This is a genomic window from Nocardia sp. 852002-51101_SCH5132738 (assembly GCF_001665695.1).
In the GTDB taxonomy this organism is placed as follows: Bacteria; Actinomycetota; Actinomycetes; order Mycobacteriales; family Mycobacteriaceae; genus Nocardia; species Nocardia nova.
Window position 1 is genome coordinate 1 of sequence record NZ_LZML01000094.1, and the last position, 19,090, is coordinate 19,090.

At 68.6% G+C, this 19,090-nt stretch carries 15 protein-coding genes; 9 read left to right on the top strand and 6 right to left on the bottom strand.

The window, feature by feature from the left end:
• Positions 1-345 precede the first annotated feature (345 nt).
• Entirely contained in the window at positions 346-2,430 is a 2,085-nt protein-coding gene (locus A5789_RS12305) for an AMP-binding protein (protein WP_064905055.1), read from the bottom strand.
• A gap of 263 nt (positions 2,431-2,693) precedes the next feature.
• Here A5789_RS12305 and A5789_RS12310 point away from each other — a divergent pair, with 263 nt between their 5' ends.
• Complete coding sequence (locus tag A5789_RS12310; protein WP_064905045.1) at positions 2,694-3,704, top strand: alpha/beta hydrolase family protein; 1,011 nt, start codon at positions 2,694-2,696, stop codon at positions 3,702-3,704.
• A 9-nt stretch (positions 3,705-3,713) separates the two neighbouring features.
• On the opposite strand, the gene A5789_RS12315 is transcribed toward A5789_RS12310, so the two are convergent.
• The 3 genes from A5789_RS12315 to A5789_RS12325 all read right to left on the bottom strand — a co-directional run bounded on the left by A5789_RS12315 (position 3,714) and on the right by A5789_RS12325 (position 6,341).
• The gene (locus tag A5789_RS12315; protein ID WP_169812447.1) at positions 3,714-4,526 is read right to left on the bottom strand and encodes an SAM-dependent methyltransferase; all 813 of its coding nucleotides are present in this window, start codon (positions 4,524-4,526) and stop codon (positions 3,714-3,716) included.
• Between the two features lie 5 nt (positions 4,527-4,531).
• Positions 4,532-5,830: a diguanylate cyclase domain-containing protein gene (locus A5789_RS12320; protein WP_064905043.1), complete on the bottom strand. Its 1,299-nt coding sequence runs from the start codon at positions 5,828-5,830 to the stop codon at positions 4,532-4,534.
• A gap of 175 nt (positions 5,831-6,005) precedes the next feature.
• Positions 6,006-6,341, bottom strand: coding sequence for an Lsr2 family protein (locus A5789_RS12325; protein WP_030517270.1), 336 nt, complete (start codon positions 6,339-6,341; stop codon positions 6,006-6,008).
• 346 nt (positions 6,342-6,687) lie between these two features.
• Here A5789_RS12325 and A5789_RS12330 point away from each other — a divergent pair, with 346 nt between their 5' ends.
• Together A5789_RS12330 and A5789_RS12335 are read left to right on the top strand one after the other, a co-directional pair.
• Entirely contained in the window at positions 6,688-7,701 is a 1,014-nt protein-coding gene (locus A5789_RS12330) for a cation diffusion facilitator family transporter (RefSeq protein ID WP_064905041.1), read from the top strand.
• A 68-nt stretch (positions 7,702-7,769) separates the two neighbouring features.
• On the top strand, positions 7,770-8,759 hold the full coding sequence (locus A5789_RS12335) for a cytochrome c oxidase assembly protein (RefSeq protein ID WP_063016674.1): 990 nt from the start codon (positions 7,770-7,772) through the stop codon (positions 8,757-8,759).
• 71 nt (positions 8,760-8,830) lie between these two features.
• On the opposite strand, the gene lexA is transcribed toward A5789_RS12335, so the two are convergent.
• Positions 8,831-9,601: a transcriptional repressor LexA gene (lexA, locus tag A5789_RS12340; RefSeq protein ID WP_030517267.1), complete on the bottom strand. Its 771-nt coding sequence runs from the start codon at positions 9,599-9,601 to the stop codon at positions 8,831-8,833.
• A 287-nt stretch (positions 9,602-9,888) separates the two neighbouring features.
• Here lexA and A5789_RS12345 point away from each other — a divergent pair, with 287 nt between their 5' ends.
• From A5789_RS12345 to nrdR, 3 genes are all read left to right on the top strand, one after another.
• Entirely contained in the window at positions 9,889-10,380 is a 492-nt protein-coding gene (locus tag A5789_RS12345; protein ID WP_064905040.1) for a LysM peptidoglycan-binding domain-containing protein, read from the top strand.
• Between the two features lie 137 nt (positions 10,381-10,517).
• A complete protein-coding gene (locus tag A5789_RS12350; protein ID WP_064905038.1) occupies positions 10,518-11,771 on the top strand; it encodes a hypothetical protein in 1,254 nt (417 codons plus the stop codon).
• A gap of 160 nt (positions 11,772-11,931) precedes the next feature.
• Positions 11,932-12,408: a transcriptional regulator NrdR gene (nrdR, locus tag A5789_RS12355; RefSeq protein ID WP_063016647.1), complete on the top strand. Its 477-nt coding sequence runs from the start codon at positions 11,932-11,934 to the stop codon at positions 12,406-12,408.
• A gap of 32 nt (positions 12,409-12,440) precedes the next feature.
• Here the strand turns inward: nrdR and hrpA are convergent, their stop codons facing one another.
• Complete coding sequence (gene hrpA / locus A5789_RS12360) at positions 12,441-16,550, bottom strand: ATP-dependent RNA helicase HrpA (RefSeq protein ID WP_064905035.1); 4,110 nt, start codon at positions 16,548-16,550, stop codon at positions 12,441-12,443.
• A 138-nt stretch (positions 16,551-16,688) separates the two neighbouring features.
• Between hrpA and A5789_RS36530 the strand changes: the two genes are divergently transcribed.
• The 3 genes from A5789_RS36530 (at position 16,689) to A5789_RS12370 (ending at position 18,980) form a co-directional block, all read left to right on the top strand.
• Entirely contained in the window at positions 16,689-16,877 is a 189-nt protein-coding gene (locus tag A5789_RS36530; protein ID WP_146098756.1) for a hypothetical protein, read from the top strand.
• Between the two features lie 119 nt (positions 16,878-16,996).
• Positions 16,997-17,629, top strand: a complete 633-nt coding sequence (locus A5789_RS12365; protein ID WP_064905033.1) for a Pr6Pr family membrane protein — start codon at positions 16,997-16,999, stop codon at positions 17,627-17,629.
• A gap of 127 nt (positions 17,630-17,756) precedes the next feature.
• Complete coding sequence (locus A5789_RS12370; RefSeq protein WP_064905031.1) at positions 17,757-18,980, top strand: aspartate aminotransferase family protein; 1,224 nt, start codon at positions 17,757-17,759, stop codon at positions 18,978-18,980.
• Positions 18,981-19,090: the final 110 nt, after the last annotated feature.

A 19,090-nucleotide genomic window follows, 5' to 3' on the forward strand; every position in this document is an offset into this window, starting at 1 on the left:
GCAGGGGGCGACGTTTTCGACGAAGTGGCCGACCATGTGCCGCGACAGCGACCACACATCCTTCAACGGCGACGACAGCAATTGACCGGACATGGTCAAACTGGGGCGCGTCGAGCCGGCCGTGGCCTCGCCGGAAGCGCCCGGTGCGGCGACGGGCCCCCGGGACGCGGTAGACCCTGGCGAGGCGGCAGAACCCGGCGTGGCAACAGACATTGGCGAAAACTTCCTTCCCCGCCCGTTTACTGCGCTGCCTTTATAACGTAACCGTAACGAGACTCCGATGGATGTATTTCGCTCATCCTCGTGACAAATGAGGATGTCACCCGGGTGCGCCCTGGTGAACGGTCACAACTCGGCCGCCGGTTGGAACGGACCGGTCAGGTCGGCGCTCCCGCCGATCAGCAGCCGCTTGAGCACCTTGCCGGTCTCACCGCGCGGCAGTGCCGACAGGAAGGTGACATCGCGCGGCACCGAGAACCTGCTCAGCCGGTTGCGGACGTAGGTGCGGATCATGTCCGGGTCCAGGCCCGAACCCTCGCGCTTGACGATGAACGCGGCCAGCCGCTGCCCGAATTCATGGTCCGGCACCCCGACCACGGCCACATCGGCGATCTGCGGCAGATGTGACAGCGCCTCCTCCACCGGCCGTGGGAAGACGTTCTCACCGCCCGAGATGATCATCTCGTCGTCGCGGCCGGCGATGAACAGCCGTCCGTCGGCGTCCAGATACCCCAGATCGCCGGTGTCGAGCATGCCGTCGGTCTCGTCCGGCGGCGCCGAATTGACGTATCCGTCGAACAGCATGTGATTGCCCACGTAGATGCGTCCGGTCGCGCCGACCGGCACGGGCGTGCGATCCGGGCCCAGCACAGCGATTTTGGTGCCGAGCGGTGGCAGCCCGGCGGTGGTCGGCGCGGCCCGCAGATCCTCGGGCGTGGCGATGGTCGCCCATGACACCTCGGTGGAGCCGTAGATGTTGTAGAGCACATCGCCGTAGTTGTCGGCGAACCGCAGCACGGTGGCACCGGCCAGCGGCGCCCCGCAACTCGCCGCGATCCGCAGGCTGGAGGTGTCGTAGCGGGCCCGCACATGGGTCGGCAGGTCCAGGATCCGCTGCACCATGGTCGGCACCAGAATCACCGTGCCGACCCGGTTTTCGGCTATCCGGCGCAGGGTGTCGCGGGCATCGAACTGCTCCGGCAGCACGACGGTGGCGCGCAGCGCCGTACTCAATTGCAGGGCGGCCAGCCCCCAGGTGTGGAACAGCGGTGCCGGGATGAGCATGGTGTCGTTCATGCGCAGCGGAATGCGCGACAGCAGCGCCGCCACCGTGGCGAAGCCCTTGGCGTGCGGGCGGCGCGCACCCTTCGGGGTGCCGCTGGTCCCGGAGGTCAGCACGATCAACCGGCCCGGCCGTGCGGGTTTGTCGAAACCGTTGTCGCCCTCGGTGATCAGATCCTCGATGGTGGTGCGCCCGGGTGCGCCGTCGTCGGTGGCGATGCGCACGATGTCGGAATGCAGGTAGTGGATCAGTTCTTCCAGCTCGGCGTCGACGAAGACGTGCGCCAGCCGGTGCCGCTGCACGATTTCCTCGATCCGCCGGGCCGACAGGCCCGCGTTGAGCAGGATCGTGTCCACACCGAGTTTGCCTGCCGCGACCATGGTTTCGACCATGCCGGCGTGATTGCGAGCCAGCAGGCCGATCGCGTCGCCGGTGCGCAGGCCCAGGCCGGCCATGCCGCCCGCCAGTGCGGTGCTGCGCCGGTCGATGTCGGCGAAGGTGCGACTGCGCCGATCGTCGATGACGGCGATGCGGTGGGGGGAATGCGCGGCCGCGGCCGCGTAGCCGCCGGCGAGATTGAAACCCCACCGGGCGAGTCCGCGCAGCTGCCCGACACTGCGATCCGGCCGCGCCGTGTGCACCACGCCCGTTCCGAGGATGTGGCGAGCCACGTCCGCGCGCCGCAGCGGAGAGTTCTCGCGGTTGATCACGACCGAAGTCGGTGCGGCCGTGACCAGTTGGCGCAGCCGCCGCAGTCCGGCGTCGAGCCAGGCCAGCGCGCCGGCGGTCGAGGCGCGCGCGGCGACCGGATGTATCCGGCCGGCGGCGAAACAGGTGATCACGGCCCGGGTGCCGCCCTCGATATCGCGCAGCCGCACGGAGGCGAAACTTCCGGTCGCCGCGCAGTACAACTCGAAGGCCTCCCCGCGCGGGCCCACCCGCACCGTCAGCGACAGCGTCCGGATCTCGGTGTCGGCGGTTCCGATGCGCAGCTGCCACAGCGGCGCGCCGGCGACGGCCTCGAGCCGTTCACAGGCGCCGATCCCGGTGAAGATGCGCGGATACAGCTGCGGGTCGATGAGCAGCTCCCAGACGGCGCTGCGCTCGACCGGCAGCTCGACGGCGGTGTCGAAAACCTCGGTAGCCAACTTCTTACACTTCTCGCGGGCCGGTTCTTCGAGCACACCGGCGGGAACTCCTTTGTAACCGGGATTGATTTCGCGCAGAAGATGCCTTGTGACAATTCCCGGAGGGCCCGGGGGCACGGTTGTGAGTTGGCCGCCGATCCTGCGATGCGTGATGTGCGTCGCAGTCCGGAACGGAACGTCGTCCGCCGCTCCGATCGTTGAGCCAGCGGCTGTCCCGCGTCACAACGGTGCCGGACCCCGCCGGAAAAGGATGTGTGAGCTGGATGAGCAGGCGATTCGGGTCACGGTACCGGCGCCCGGCGGTGCTGTGCCTGGCACTGGCGGCCGTGGTGGCGCTGTCGAGCGGCGTCGCCGCGGCGACCGACGGATCGGCGTCCGCGGACGGATCCCGGATCGACCGGATCATCGATATCGACGCCCGCCACGCCACGCTCGTCGTGTACTCGGCGGCCATGGACCGCACGATCAGCATGCGGGTACTGCGCCCGGCCGACACCTCGCGGCCGGCTCCGGTGCTGTATCTGCTCGACGGCGCGGAGGACGGCATCGGGACCGGCGGCATCGAAACCTCGTGGGAAACCCGCACCGACATCGACGCTTTCACCGCCGACAAGGACGTCACCGTGGTGAACATCCTCGACGGCCGCTACACGTACTACACCGATTGGCTCGCCGACGATCCGGTGCTGGGCCGCAACGAATGGACGACCTTCCTGACGCGGGAACTTCCGCCGCTCGTCGACGCCGCGCTGCACACCTCGGGCCGCAATGCGATTGCGGGGGTGTCGATGTCGGCGACCTCGGTGCTCGCGCTGGCGCAGGCTGCTCCCGGACTGTACGCCGCGGTGGGGTCGTTCAGCGGATGCGCCCAGACCGGAACCGATCCGGGCCGGCGCTTCGTGCAGGCGGTGGTGGCCTCCGGCGGCGGAAATCCGTGGAACATGTGGGGCCCGGACGGTTCGCCCGGCTGGAACGACGCCGATCCCAGCACCGCGGCGAATCTGGAAAAGCTCCGGGGGACAGAGCTTTTCGTGACCGCGGGGGTGCCGCGCCCCGGCGGTGCGACGAACGGCCCGGCTGTCGCCGATCCCGCCGGAGGCGGTGCGCTGGAATCGGTGGTCGCGCAGTGCACCCGGCGGCTGCAGGACGCTACCGAGGCTCTCGGAATTCCCGCCACCTACCGCTACACGCCGGGCGGGCTGCACGACTGGCCGTACTGGGAGCGGTCCCTGCACGAGGCGTGGCCGATGATCGCACGGGCGCTCGCCGATTAGCAGCCCGGATCAGGGCTTGCGGGCCACACCCGCATAGCCGTCGAGGGGCCGGACCTCCGGCAGGGGCTCGTCCGGATCCGGTCGCCACCGGGCCAGATATTCCAGGCCGGGTTCGACCAGGACCAGATCGCCGAGCAGTTCCATGATCTCGGCGCGGGTGCGCAGCCGATCGCCCCGGCCGGTGACGCGTTCGGTCACCGCGAGCATGCGGTCCATCTGCTCGGGCGGTCCCTCGCTGGTCAGATGCGACAGCGCCAGATAACTTCCGGAGGCGATGGTGTCGCGCAGTCGTTCGAATACCGTCGCGGCCAGCGCGTCGTCGGCGACGAAATGCAGCATCGATACGAGCAGGACGGCGACCGGCCGGTCGAAATCCAGCAGCTCCCGGACCTGCGGATGCTCCAGTACCCCATCGATATCGGTGAAATCGCCGTGCACCGCGGTGGCGTTCGGATTGTCGGCCAGCAGCTTGCGGCTCATGGTCACCGCGACCGGATCGATATCGACATAGACCACTCGCGCGCCCGGCACGACGCGCTGCGCGATCTCGTGCACGTTGCCCGCGGTCGGAATTCCGGAGCCCAGATCGAGGAATTGGTCGATACCCGCCTCGGCGAGAAAACCCACCGCACGCTGCAAAAACGCGCGGTTGGCGCGGGCCGTGCGCGGGACTTCGGGAATGACCTCGATCATTTGCGCGGCGACCGCCCGATCCACCTCGAAATTGGCGAATCCTCCGAGCAGATAGTCGTAAACTCGCGCCGGGCTGGGAATCCTGGGGTCGATGTCGTCGGCCGCCCAGTCGGGTAACAGAGGTTGCACGCAGCTCATCCTAGGCCGCGCACCCGGGCGGCGACATCGGTCGCATGAAGGACCCAGCGGTTGCGTCCGCTGGCCTTCGCGCGATAGAGCCCGGCGTCGGCGGCATCGAGCAGCCGCTCGGCGTCGGTGCCGGTGACGGGGGTGACGATCGCGCCGATACAGGCCGAGATCATCAGGTCGTGGTTGTCGACGGGGATGGGTTCGGCCAGCGCGTCGAGCAGGCGCTGCGCGACCGTGGCGATGTGCTCGGTATCGCAGGTCGGCCGCACCAGCCCGACGAATTCGTCGCCGCCCACCCGGGCCAGCAGGATCGCCGGGACGGCCGCCGAGAGCCGGTCCGCGACGGCGACCAGCAGGCGATCGCCCACCCCGTGGCCGTAGGTGTCGTTGACCGATTTGAATCCGTCGAGGTCGATGAAACACAAGCCGATGCAGTCCTCGGTCTCGGCGTCGGTGATGATGGCCGAGAGCACTTCCACCAGTTGCCGCCGATTGGGCAGGCCGGTGAGCGGATCCAGGCGGGCCTGGCGATGTAATTCGGCCTGCAATTCCCGCCGCTGTGTGGTGTCTTCGCCGACCACCAGCAGATAGGCCGCGCGCCCGCCGGTCGCCGGCACCAGGGTGATCGCCCAGGTGGCCCACCCGTCGACACCTTCGGGCCGGGGATAGCGCAATTCCATCCGGACCGTGCCCGAGCCGGCGTGCAAAAGTTCGCCCAGCACGCGGCGCCGCAATTCCACTCGATCGTCCGGATGGATCAGATCGGTGACCCCGCGTTCGAGCAGATACTCGCGGCTCACGCCCAGCATCGCGGCCATGGCCGGATTCACGTCGACCACCCGGCCTTCGGCGTCACCGATGCCGATGGCGATGGCGGCATTGTCGAATACCACCCGGAATCGCGCCTCGGCGGCATTGCGGGCATCGGCCATCGCCGAGTGCAACATTTCCTGATGCCGTGCCCGGGTGGCGAGTAACTCCTCGGTATATCCGCGGGCCATCTCACCCAGTACGGCGAGCACCCGATCGCCCGGGGGGAAGGCGGTGGTGGCCAGCGGCGTCAGCGCGCGGGCGGAGCGGGGCATGACCTGCGGATCGGTGAGGTTGGCGCGCACCAGCGCGGCGCCGATCGCGGCCGCGGGCGCCGCGTCGAACGGTTCCGCCCGCACGATGGTGACGAGCTGCTGGAGCAACCCCAGCAGCAGGTGCTCGAGCTCGCGCATGGACATGGGAACGAAACCGGTGTCGGCGATCGCGATACGCCATCGCCGAGCCAGTTCACCGACCCCGGTTTCCCCTGTCATGCACACCAACCCCGCCTCGGAACTACTCCCAGCGACTTGTGAGTACGGCGCGGCGCCGAACCAGAGAACCAGATTACCGCGCCGAGCGGGCCCGCAAGATCACGGCTGTGGCGTGATGCTGCGGGCCCGCTCGGTATGTACGGTGTGCGATCTCGGTGGAAAGATCGGATGCCGGCTACTTGCTCGCTTTGTGATAGGCGGCGACAACCTCGGAGGAAATGCGGCCGCGCGCGGAGACGTTATAGCCGTGTTTCTTGGCCCATTCCCGGATCGCCACCGTCTGCTCGCGGTCGGCCGCGGACTTCGTGCGGGTGCCGCCGCCGGACTTCAAGCGGCCGACCTTGCGGGCCTTTTCCGTCCAGGGTTCGAGTGCCCCGCGCAGCTTCCCGGCATTCAATGTCGACAGGTCGATTTCATACGCCACACCGTCGATCGAGAACTGCACGGTCTCATCCGCTTTGGACTTCCCGTCGTAATCATCGATGAGTGTGACGGTGACTTTCTTGGCCATGATCGAGCCCTTTCGCACTGACACGGAGCAACTGGGATTGTGTATACCGTACCGTAGTGCGACCGGCCGTAGTGAATCCGGTGCTATTCGGGCGTTTTCGATCGTGAATGTTCCCGGAATGCGAAAAGAATCGGCGGGACGCATTTAGTGCGGGCACGGCAAAAGTTATCGGAATGCTCGCGGTCTTCGGACACTACTCGGGAGTTCGGATCGCGCGGTTCGGATAAAGGGAGCGGTGCGCGGGTACCCGGCTGCCGGGCCTCGCGGCGCGCGGAGCAGGGGATATTGCACACATAGCGATGTATGCATATGATGACGAACGAAGCGACGGAGAGGAGTTTCGGGCATGGGCGCCGGACATACACACGGCTCGGGCCACGGGCATGCGCACAGTCATGCGCACGCCACTCCCGACAGCGATCGGCGCTGGCTCGCCGGGGCGCTCGCGGTCATCGTGGTCTTCCTCCTCGGCGAGGTGGTCGTCGGTGTGGTGGCCGGATCACTGGCCCTGCTGTCGGATGCCGCGCACATGCTCACCGACGCCGCTTCGATCGCGTTGGCGCTGTGGGCAATTCGTCTCGCGGCGCGACCACCGGCCGGGCGGATGACCTTCGGCTGGAAGCGCGTCGAAATCCTGTCCGCGCAAGCCAACGGCCTGACGCTGCTGGTGTTGTCGGCCGGGCTGTTCTACGAGGCGATCCGCCGCCTGATCCAGCCGCCGTCGGTCACCGGGGAGCTCGTCCTCGCCACAGCGCTCGTGGGTGTGGTCGTGAATCTCGCCGCCACCTGGATGATTTCCCGGGCCAATCGCAGCAGCCTGAATGTCGAGGGCGCGTTCCAGCACATCCTCACCGATCTCTACGCCTTCCTCGCGACCGCGGTGGCCGGAGTGATCATCATGGTCACCGGATTCGAACGCGCCGACGCGATAGCGACGCTGGTGGTGGTCGCGCTGATGGTCAAGGCGGGCGTCGGCCTGGTCCGCGCGTCGAGCCGGATATTCCTCGAGGCCGCCCCGGCCGATATCGACCCGGCTGCGGTGGGTGTGGGCATGGCCGCCCGTGACGGGGTGGTCGAGGTGCACGACCTGCACATCTGGGAAATCACCTCGGGGTCTCCGGCGCTCTCGGCGCACGTGCTGGTCGAGCCCGGCCGCGACTGTCATGCGGTGCGTCAGGATCTGGCGCAGTGGCTGGCCGCCGACCATCACATCGAGCACGCCACGCTGCAGGTGGATCACGCACAGCCCGAACTGATCGAACTCGGGGCCGGTTCGAGTGGCCACTGCGCTGAGTCGCACGGCCCCGCGCACCGGTCGCAGGGTGTCGCGCACGCCCACGAATCCGGTAATCGGAACTAACCGGACACTCCGCCGGACCGGCGCAAACACCGCGGGACGCCGGGTGGATACTGGCTGCCGTGGGATGGATCGACACGCCGCTGACCGTGCAGTCCGTCATCGAGGAATGGCGCTGGGACACCTCGACCATCGTGGTGACCGCCGCGTTGGGGCTCGGCTACGGCCTGGCTCGCCGGCGCGCCGATCGGCGCGGTAGCACGGAGTCGGCGGGACGCAGCTGGGCGTTCGGCGCGGTCGGCCTCGGAGTGTGGTTGCTGACCGGCATCAGCGTGATCGGCGTGTACTCCGGGACCCTCTTCTGGATGCGCGCACTGCAGATCCTGCTGCTGCTCTACGTGGTTCCCTTCGGCCTGGCGACCGGGCGGCCGTTGACCGTGGTGCGGGATTCGCTGGGCGCGGCCGGACGAGCGAGGATGGAACGCGTGCTGGCTTCGGCGCCGGCGCGGGTGGTGACCTATCCGCTGGTCTCCTCGATCGCCATCCTGGCCACTCCCTGGCTGCTGATCCTGACCCCGTGGTACGAAGCCGTCCTGCGGCACGGCGTGGTCGATGCGCTCACCCGAATGCTGCTGGTGGCCGTCGGCTTCCTGTACTTCTATTCGCGGCTGCAGACCGATCCGGTGCCGCACCGCTATTCGCAGGCCCTCTCGTTGTTGATCACGGTTTTCGAGTCGCTGGCAGACGGGGTGCTGGGGTTGGTGCTGTGGTTCGGGCCGCTGGTCGCGGTGGACTACTACACCGAGGTGGGCCGGACGTGGGGCCCCGATCTACGCATGGATCAGATCATCGGCGCGGGCATCATCTGGGTGCTCGGCGACGTGCTCGGCCTGCCCTACCTGCTGACGCTGATGCGATCGTGGGCGGCCGACGAACGACGCAACGCCGCGAAAATGGACGCCGAACTCGATGCGGCCGAAGAGCTTTCGGCGCCACCGGCCGACGCGGACGGGCGGACCTCGCCCGCGCCCGCCGCGGCGACGGCGAGCGCGGAGGCACCGGTCCAGAGCGGCCTGTGGTGGGAAAATGATCCCGTGCTGCGCGACCGCTTCCGGCGCTGACGGAATGCGCCCGTCCGGACGGCCACCGCTTCCTGCCGCCGGCCGGGCTGTCGCACCCGGATCTCGCGCACTCAGATCTTGCGGATCACCGTGACGACCTTGCCCAGGATCTGGGCGTCGTTACCGTCGATCGGATCGAACAGCGGGTTGTGCGGAATCAGCCAGACCTGGTCGCCGGTGCGTTTGAACGTCTTGACCGTCGCCTCGCCCTCGATCATCGCCGCGACGATATCGCCGTTGTCGGCGACATTCTGCTGGCGGACGACCACCCAGTCGCCGTCGCAGATCGCCGCGTCGACCATCGATTCGCCGACGACCTTCAGCAGGAACAGCGAACCCTCGCCGACCAGTTCGCGCGGCAGCGGGAACACGTCCTCGACGGCCTGTTCCGCGAGGATCGGCCCACCGGCGGCGATGCGGCCCAGCACCGGCACATAGGTGGGCGCCGGGGTCGCGTCGGAGGTTTCGGTCGCCACCGCGCGCAGCACCGGCGCGGCACCGGCCGCGCGCACGGCGGTCTCGTCCAGGCCGCGGACGTCGACCGCACGGGGACGGTTGGGATCGCGGCGCAGATACCCCTTGCGCTCGAGTGCCCGGAGCTGATGCGCGACCGAGGAGGTGGAGGTGAGTCCGACCGCATCGCCGATCTCGCGGATGCTCGGGGGATAGCCGCGTTCGTTCACCGAGGTCCGGATGACCTCGAGTACCTTGCGCTGGCGGACGGTGAGATCCGCTCCGTTGCCGGGGGTTTCGGTGTCACCGGCCGGCGCCGGGGCGCCGTCGGGGGAGACCGTGCCGCTTCCGGCCGCCTCCTCGTGTCCGACCACCGTACGTTCGCTCACGCTCGCCGTCCTCCATTCGTCTGTCTGCCGGGGCGTGTGTCTGCCGGGTTCTGCCGGCGCCGGGTTCTGCCGGCGCCGCCGGATCGCGTGTTTCGAATGTAGTCCGCCCGCGGCCAGGTTTCAAACATCTGTTCGACGCATGTCGGCGTGGCTGGTGACTTTGTCGGTCCGGCGTGGTAAGAATTCGAACATCAGTTCGTCGAACAGATGAGCGAATACGCCACCACTCTCATATCCCTGTGATCCATCAGCCCAGCACTCGTCACAGCATTCATGGAGGTCGTCAGATGCGTACCGCGGTCGATGAATTCAGCACGATCGGCACCCGGACCGGTTCGGCCGGCGGTGCCCCCGTCCGCACCGTGCGGCCGGTCCGGCGCCACGGCCGGGCCGACCTGCGGCGTCCCCGCGGCCCGTATCGCCCGGACGCCGTGGCGGGCTACGACCGGGTGCCGGCCGCCGCGCCGGCCCGCGGGCCCCATCCGCTCCAGCGGGTGGAACAAGCCCGAATCGGACTCGCGACCCTCGCGGCGACCGCCCTGCTCACCGCGGCAGCGGTCTGTGGATTGATGGGGGTGGCGCAGCTGCGCGACGCGGGTGGCCCGGCGTCCACACAGACCGTCCAGGTGCAGCCCGGTGAGTCGCTGGCCGACCTCGCGCAGCGGGTGGCGCCGGGAGATCCGGTGCGCGACACGGTGGCCCGCATCGTGGAGTTGAACGGATTACGCGGCGCCGAGGTGGCCGCCGGACGCACTCTCGTGGTTCCGGCATCGCGATAAGGCCGTGGTCGGAGGCCTGGATGACTGCGAATCCCCGTGGCCGGATTTATTGATCCAGAACTGAAACCTGTTGCTACTCTGCTCGGAATGTGATCGGGGCTACATTCGCCGCCAACAAATTTCGAGGACGAGGCATCATGGCGCACACCCTCCAGCGGGCGCTGCCGCGACTGTTCGCACACGCGGCCGCACTGCTCATCTGTTTCGTCATCGCCGGTGCCGCGGCGCCGGCGGTACACGCGGAGGCGGGATACACCGCATATCTGGACATTCCCGTGGTGAACGGGGCGGGGGAGAGCGCCGGTGGCCTGAATCCCGAGCTGCCGCTGGACATTTCGACGCTGCGCGCGGCGCTGGACCAGGCCCGCGCCGACGGAGTCGCACCGTCGCGGTATGCGGCACTGCTGCATCAGTATTGGCTCACGGTGGCGACCGCCGGTGCCGATATCGACGTGGCCGCGTGGGATCCGATCCGGGGAGTTGCCGCCAATTCGCGCACCTTCACCCAGGTCTACGTGAACTACCTGCGGCTGACGACCGCCCACCCCGAGTTCTACTGGACCGGACTGGCCGGACTGGCGGGCGGCTCGTTCGCCTCCGGCTTCTTCGACATGAGCGACGTGGCAACAATTCTCAGCGTGCCGGGTATTCATCAGCTCGGCGGCGCGGTCGCGGATCTGCTGCGAGCCACACCGCCGCAGCTCGTCGCGGCGCTACCCGCCGACATCCGGCTCCTGGCGAGCGAGGGGCCCCGGCTCACCGCCGAGGATCTGGCATGGTTCCAGACCCGGCTGATGATCATGCAGAAGCACATCTTCCTCGACCAGGTGCCGATGCACGAGGCCTATGTCGCGGGAGGGTTGCCCGCGATCGAGGAGATGTACGCCGCCGGCGTGCTCGACGACAATGCCGTCCAGGCCTGGCGCTCGCTCGCCACCGGCACGGTCACCGGATACAACGACGCGCTGATGCGGATGACCGATCGCGAACAGAATCAGATCATCGCCGATCAATGGGATGTGACATCGCAGGGGCGGGGCGCGATGGGCCGGGTGATGACCTACGTCAGCACCGTGGCGGCAAAGCCGGCGGTACCCGGCGTGCGCGCACCCGGTGTGTTCGCACCGACCACCGTCTCGGCGGAGGTCGACGGTCGCACGATGACGCTGCGCACCCCGTTGCCCGACTTCAACTGGGCCGACCGCGACCCGCGCTGGACTTACATCACCGGCGACCTGGTGCCGTGCTACGAGCGGATGCAGGCCACTCCGGGTCTGGCCCGCCAGGTGCTGTCGGTGCCGTTCGCCGGTGATCTCGCCGCCGGACGATTGCTGAATCGCCTGCCGGATCTGCTCACCGACCTGACGAGCCAGTGGCAACTGACGGCGTGAGCGGCCCCGGTCGCGGGTCCGCATGGGCCGTGCCGAACACCGTCCGGGTATCCTGAAAGACGCTCAGGACATACGTGGTGAGTGCGGCTGTATCGGCGGAACAAGGTCGAGGGCAGGCAGCTCGTCGCGAACCGACGTAGGCATCGACGAAGGATCCCGGATGCATTGCCCGTACTGTCGGCACCCGGATTCGCGGGTGGTCGACTCGCGTGAGGCCGAGGAAGGCAGCGCGATCAGGCGCCGCCGCGCGTGTCCGCAGTGCGGTCGCCGCTTCACCACGGTCGAGACCGCGATCCTCTCGGTGGTCAAACGCAGCGGTGTCACCGAACCGTTCAGCCGCGAGAAGGTGATCCGTGGTGTCCGCCGCGCCTGCCAGGGGCGCGAGGTCGACGACGATGCCCTGAACCTGCTCGCCCAGCAGGTCGAGGATGCGGTGCGGGCGAAGGGCTCTCCGGAGGTGCCGAGCCACGAAGTCGGTCTGGCCATCCTCGGGCCGTTGCGCGATCTCGACGAGGTCGCCTATCTGCGTTTCGCGTCGGTCTACCGGTCCTTCAGCTCCGCCGACGATTTCGAACGCGAGATCGCCGACCTGCGCCGCCATCGCGCCGAACGATCGGTGAGCGCCGGCGCCGACTGATCAACGCGCCGGGTGATCAGCGGGACCGGTGGTCAGCGGGATCGCGCGCCGGCGGGCGCCGCGCCGATGCCGTCGATGGCCTTGACGATTCGTTTGGCGGACACCGGATACGGTGTGCCCAGCTGCTGGGCGAACAGGCTCACCCGCAGTTCCTCGATCATCCACCAGATCTCGGTGACGTCGGCGGCCGTGCGACGCGCCTCCGGGAGGCGGTCGAGCAACCGCGCGTAGGCGGTGTGCACCCGATCCAGTTCGGCCGCGCCGAGGCGATCGCGGTCGGCCGAGGCCGGCAACGCGAGCAGTCGTGCCTCGGCGGCGTGCAGATACCGCGGGATCTCGCGCAGCCGGGCACTGCCGAATTCGCTGACGAAACCGGCGAAGACCAGGTCGTCGAGCTGCCCGGCGACATCGTCGGCGATATCGCGATCGGTGGTGTCGGCCAGGGCGGTGCGCACCCGGTGCGCGGCCGCCAGCACCGGAACCACCAGCGCGAGGATGCGCGCGACCGCACCGGCGAACTGCGGTCGAACCTGCTCGACGAGCCGAGTGAACTGCTCCGGGCTGCGCACCGGGCCACCGTGTGCGGCGATCAGTTCGTCGGCGGCGCAGGCGCGGCAGTCGTCGAGCAGTGCCTCCAGCGATCCGTACGGGTTCTGGCTCAACGCGAGGCGATCGGCGGCCGACAGCCCCGAGGTGACCGAGCGTTGCGCGGCCGGCATCTCGCGCAGCAGCAGCGCGCGGGTTCCGGTGCGCATCGCGGCACGCTGTGCCGCCGGTGAGGACAACACTCGCACCGCCACCCCGTCGCCCTCGCGGACCAGCGCGGGATAGCCGGTGATGGTCTGGCCGCCGACCTCACGCCGAACGGTCTGCGGCACGGTGCCCAGCGTCTGCGCCGTCCACACCGTCGCCGGCGCCTTCTCGGCAGCACTCGTCGCCTTCGCCACTGACTGTGAAATCTGCTGGGAGAGCTGAGTTTTCAAGGTAGCGAGGCTCTTGCCACGGGCGAGGTGCGCGCCGTCGGGACCGGCGACGGCGAACGTCATCCGCAGATGATCGGGCAGCGCGGCGGGGTCGAGGTCGGCCGGTGCGATCGAGGTCGACGCCAGTGCCGACAATTCGCGGGCCAGTCCGCTGCGCAATGGTTCCGCGCGCGGAGTCAGCCGCGCCAACGCGGCCTTCGCGAAGTCCGGCGCGGGAACGACACTGCGGCGCAGCTGTTTCGGCAGGGTCTTGATCAGTGCGGCGGCGAGTTCCTCGCGCATGCCGGGAACCAGCCAGTCGAAGCCCACGGCACGAACGTGGGCGAGCTGGGCGACCGGGATGTGCACGGTCACGCCGTCGTCGGCCTGTCCTGGCTCGAACTGGTAGGTGAGCGGGAAAGTCAGCTCGCCCTGCCGCCAGCTGTCCGGGTAGGCGGCCGGATCCAGCTGGGCCGCTTGCGCATTGACCACGGTGGCGGTCGAGAAGTCCAGCAGATGCGGATCCTCGCGCTCGGCCTTGCGCCACCAGCTGTCGAAATGCCGCACCGACACCACGTCGGCGGGAATGCGCTGCTCGTAGAAATCGAACAGCACCTGGTCGTCGACGAGGATGTCGCGCCGCCGTGCCCGATGCTCCAGATCGGCCACATCGTCGAGCAGTTCGCGGTTGCGGTGGAAGAACCGGTGCCGGGTCTGCCATTCGCCCTGGACCAGTGCGTGCCGGATGAACAGCTCCCGCGACAGCTGGGCATCGATGCGGCCGAAGTCGACGCGGCGCTGGGTGACCAGCGGAATGCCGTAGAGGGTGACCCGCTCGTAGGCCATCGCCGCGCCGCGCCGGGATGACCAGTGCGGTTCGGAGTAGTTGCGTCTGACCAGATCGCCGGCGAGCCGTTCGGCCCATTCGGGCTCGATCCGTGCGGCCATCCGGCCCCACAGTCGCGAGGTTTCCACCAGTTCGGCCGCCATCACCCAGCGCGGCGGCTTCTTCGCCAGCGCCGAACCGGGGAAGATCATGAACTTCGCGCCGCGCGCACCGAGGAACTCCCGCGATTCGGCCTCGCGCACCCCGATATGCGACAGCATGCCCGCCAGCAGCGCGCGATGGATCGAGTCCCCGTCCCACGGCAGGGCTTCCGGATTCTGTTGCGGCGCGATCGATTCCGCGGCCGACCAGCCGAGGCTTTTCGTGATGGTGCGCAGCTGCCCTTGCAGATCCTGCCATTCCCGGATGCGCAGGTAGTGCAGGAACTCGTCGCGGCACAGTCGCCGGAACTGATTGGACGACAACGACTTCCGCTGTCCGCGCAGATAGTCCCATAAACGCAGATAGGCGAGGAAATCCGAGCCCTCGACGGTGAAGCGGGCGTGTTTGGTGTCGGCGGCCTGCTGGAATTCGGCCGGCCGTTCCCGCACGTCCTGGATCGACAGCGCCGCGACGATGACCAGCACCTCGGACAGGCATCCGTTCGCCTCGGCGGCGACGAGCATGCGCGCCATCCGTGGATCGACCGGAAGTTGGGCCATCTGCCGTCCCACCGCGGTGAGTGCCAGCTCGTCGCCGCCCTCCGGCGCGCGCACATGGCCCCCGGTGGCGCCTTCGCTGCCGCGTCCGCGGCGACGGCGCGCACCGCGAGCCGGCACGGGCGCCTCGGCAGGGCGCCCGAGAGCGCCGAGTTCCACTAGCAGCGCGATACCGTCGCGGATCGCCCGCCGGTCCGGGGCCTCGACGAATGGAAAGCTCTCGATGTCGCCGAGCCCCAGTGCGGTCATCTGCAGAATGACCGCGGCCAGGTTCGTGCGCAGAATCTCCGGTTCGGTGAACGCGGGGCGCGCCTCGAAGTCCTCCTCGGAGTAGAGCCGGATGCAGATGCCGTCGGCCACGCGTCCGCAGCGCCCGGAACGCTGCCGTGCGGAGGCCTGGGAGATCGGCTCGATCGGCAGGCGCTGCACCTTGGTGCGCATCGAATAGCGGGAGATGCGCGCGGTGCCCGGATCCACCACGTAGCGGATACCCGGCACCGTGAGCGAGGTCTCGGCGACGTTGGTGGCCAGCACCACACGACGGCCGGTGTGCGGCTGGAAGACTCGATGCTGTTCGGCCGCCGACAAGCGTGCGTACAGCGGAACGATCTCGGTGCGCGGCAGTTTCAGATCGCGCAGCGTGTCGGCGGTATCGCGGATCTCGCGCTCACCGGACAGGAATACCAGCACGTCGCCGTCGCCCCCGGCGAGCAGTTCGCGGACCGCGTCGCCGATGGCATCGGTCTGGTCGCGAGCGTCCTCGGCGCTGCCGCGTCCGCTCTGCCGGGCGCGACGCGGCGCCGGCTCCTCCTCGAAGTCGTCCTCGTCGTCGGTGCCGGCCATGTCCGGAGCCAGCGGGCGATACCGGATTTCGACCGGATAGGACCGCCCCGGGACCTCGACGATCGGCGCGGGCTCCCCGGAGTCGGCATCGGCGAAATGACGGGCGAACAGTTCCGGGTCGATGGTCGCCGAGGTGATGATCACCTTGAGATCCGGACGCTTCGGCAACAGCGACTTCAGATAGCCGAGCAGGAAGTCGATATTGAGGCTGCGCTCGTGCGCCTCGTCGATGATGATCGTGTCGTAGCGACGCAGCAGCCGGTCGCGCTGAATTTCGGCCAGCAGGATGCCGTCGGTCATCAGTTTGATCAGGGTGCGATCGGAGGCCTGATCGGTGAAGCGCACGGTGTAGCCGACCACGTCGCCGAGCTCGGTATCGAGTTCGGAGGCAATGCGTTCGGCCACCGTGCGGGCCGCGAGCCGCCGCGGCTGGGTGTGGCCGATGGTGCCGCGGATCCCGCGCCCGAGTTCGAGGCAGATCTTCGGGATCTGCGTGGTCTTACCCGACCCCGTCTCACCCGCGATCACGACGACCTGATGGGCGGCGATCGCCGCGGCGATATCGTCGCGATGGGCCGAGACCGGCAGTTGTTCGGGATAGCGAATCGCCGGGACCGCGCCGCGGCGGGTGTCGATGCGAGCCTGCGCGGCGGCGATCTCACGCTCCAGCCGCTCGATCTCGCCGTCGTTGCCGTGTGCCTTGTCCAGCCGTCGACGCAGCCGGTGTTCGTCGCGGAGAGAGAGGTCGGCCAGGCGAGCGCGCAGCTCGCGGGTGGTGGCAGTCGAGGTCATTGCATCGACCAGCGTAGCGAAACCGGCCGTCCGGCCCGTTCCCGCGCTGGTCGAGGCGCCGGACGATGAAGATAACCGAATCGTTGCTATCGGATGATCTTGGTACCCGGCGGGGGCCGGTTGTGTCACCATCGGATCATGACTGCTGGTTCCGGAACGCCGATGTGGGTCCGTGGACTGCGCGTGGTGTCGGTGCTGCTGGGCATCGCCGCTCTGGTCCGCGACGGGGTGCGCGCGGTCGCGACGACCGCGTCGAACACGCTGCGCCGGCCGGTGGCAGCCGAGCCCGCGACGAGGCAGCGTACGTCGCCGGTCGGATCCGCCTAGACCCGGAAGACCTTCCGTGCCGCCGGATTACGCCGGCGGCAGGGTTCGTCGTCTGCCGGTGGCCGGGGCGCCGGTGGTGAAATCGCCTGGCGGGCCGACCGGTATGCGAGGATCGTACGATGATCGCCCGTGCGGGAACGCCGATGTGGATCCGGATCCTGCGGATCGCGTTCGGTGTGCTGGGAATTGTTGCGCTGCTGTGGATTCCGCTCCGTGCGTGGGGATCGCCCGGATTCTCGATCGGCAACTACGTGAGCTACTTCACCATCGAATCCAATATCGCCGGTGTGCTGGTTCTGCTGATCGGGGGACTGCTGGATCCGGCGGCGCGGCGCTGGCAGGTGGTGCGCGGCGCGGCCACGCTGTATCTGCTGATCACCGGGGTGATCTACGCGGTGCTGCTGGCGAACATCGATGTGATGCTCACCGACAAGTGGATCAACGACACATTGCATCGGGTGCTGCCGATCGTGCTGGTCGCCGACTGGATTCTGGTGCCGGCGCGGCTGCGGGTCTCGGCGGCGCTGATCGGCGGGTGGCTGATCTACCCGCTCGCCTTCTGCGCCTACAGCCTGGTCCGCGGCGAGATCGTGGACTGGTATCCGTATCCGTTCCTGGACCCCCGAGTGCAGGGGTATGTCTCGCTGCTGATCGGGGTGGTGATGCTGGCTGCGGTGATCGCGCTGCTGGCGATCGCGGTGGCGCGGCTGGGGTCGTTGCACAACCGTCGCGAGGCCCCCGTTCCGGTCTGACCCTGCGGTTGCCGGTCGATTGCGCGGGCCGGACGACCCGGCCTCGTCGGGCGTAGCGCGGGTAGTCTGGCGGCGCGGGCGATCGGGTATGCCCATCGCCACCGGACGACGGGCAGAGGAGCCGAGCATGGGTGCGCTGTGGCACGGATTCGCGGATATGGGCGCGGTGGAGCGCGACGGCGCCTTCGTGGTCGCCCGCGGTGAGGGCGCCTACATCTGGGACGAGGCCGGGCGACGGTATCTCGATGCGACGGCGGGGCTGTGGTTCACCAATGTCGGTCACGGCCGCCGCGAGATCGCCGACGCGGTCGCGGCGCAATTGTCGACGCTCGCACACTATTCGAACTTCGGCGATCTGACCGCGCCGGTGACGCAGCGGCTGGCCGAGCGGTTGTCGGAGCTGGCGCCGGTGCCCGGCAGCAAGATCATGTTCACCTCCGGTGGATCCGATTCGGTTGACACCGCCGCCAAACTCGCCCGCCGGTTCTGGCGCGAGCAGGGCCGTCCGGACAAGACGCTGCTCGTCGGCCGCCGGCTGGCCTATCACGGAATGCACGTCGCCGGAACGGCGCTGGCCGGCATCGAGGGCAATCACGAGGGATACGGCGATCTGATGGCCGATACCCGCACGGTGGAATTCGATCAGGCGCAGGCGCTGCGGGCGCTGATCGACGAGGTGGGTGCCGATCGGATCGCGGCGTTCTTCTGCGAGCCGATCATCGGGGCGGGCGGGGTGTATCTGCCACCGGAGGGTTATCTCTCCGAGGTTCGCCGCCTCTGCCGCGACAACGACATCCTGTTCGTCGCCGACGAGGTCGTCACCGGCTTCGGGCGGATCGGCGGATCGTGGTTCGCCTCCACTCGTTTCGGGCTCGAACCGGACCTGATGACCACCGCGAAGGGCCTGACGTCCGGCTATCTGCCGATGGGCGCGGTCTTCGTGGCACCGCGAGTGGCCGAACCGTTCTTCGGTGGCGGAGTGTGGTTCCGGCACGGCTACACCTACGGCGGCCACGCCGGATCGGCCGCCGCGGCGATGGCCAATCTCGACATCATCGAACGCGAGCATCTGCTCGACGCCAGCAAGAACATCGAATCGCTGCTGCACGACCACCTCGCGCCGCTGGCCGGACATCCGCGCGTGGCGGAGGTTCGCAGTGGGCTGGGCGCGGTGGCCGGGGTGCAGCTCGCCGATCCGTCCGAGGGGCCGGCCATGGTGAAAGCGCTACGCGCCGAAGGCGTTTCCACCCGGTCCGCCGGCCAGGGCGCGTTGCAGATCTCGCCGGCGTTCGTCATGACCGACGAGCAGATCGGCGAGCTCGCGGCGGCGATCGGTCGCGCGCTGGGCTGAGCGCACGGTCTGCCCCACGGCTGCCTCTTCGGTGCCTCCGGGCCGCCGGATGGGCGGTGCCCATCGTCGCGCCGTGCGAGCATGGATGCGAAGGCGAACGCGCCGCGGCG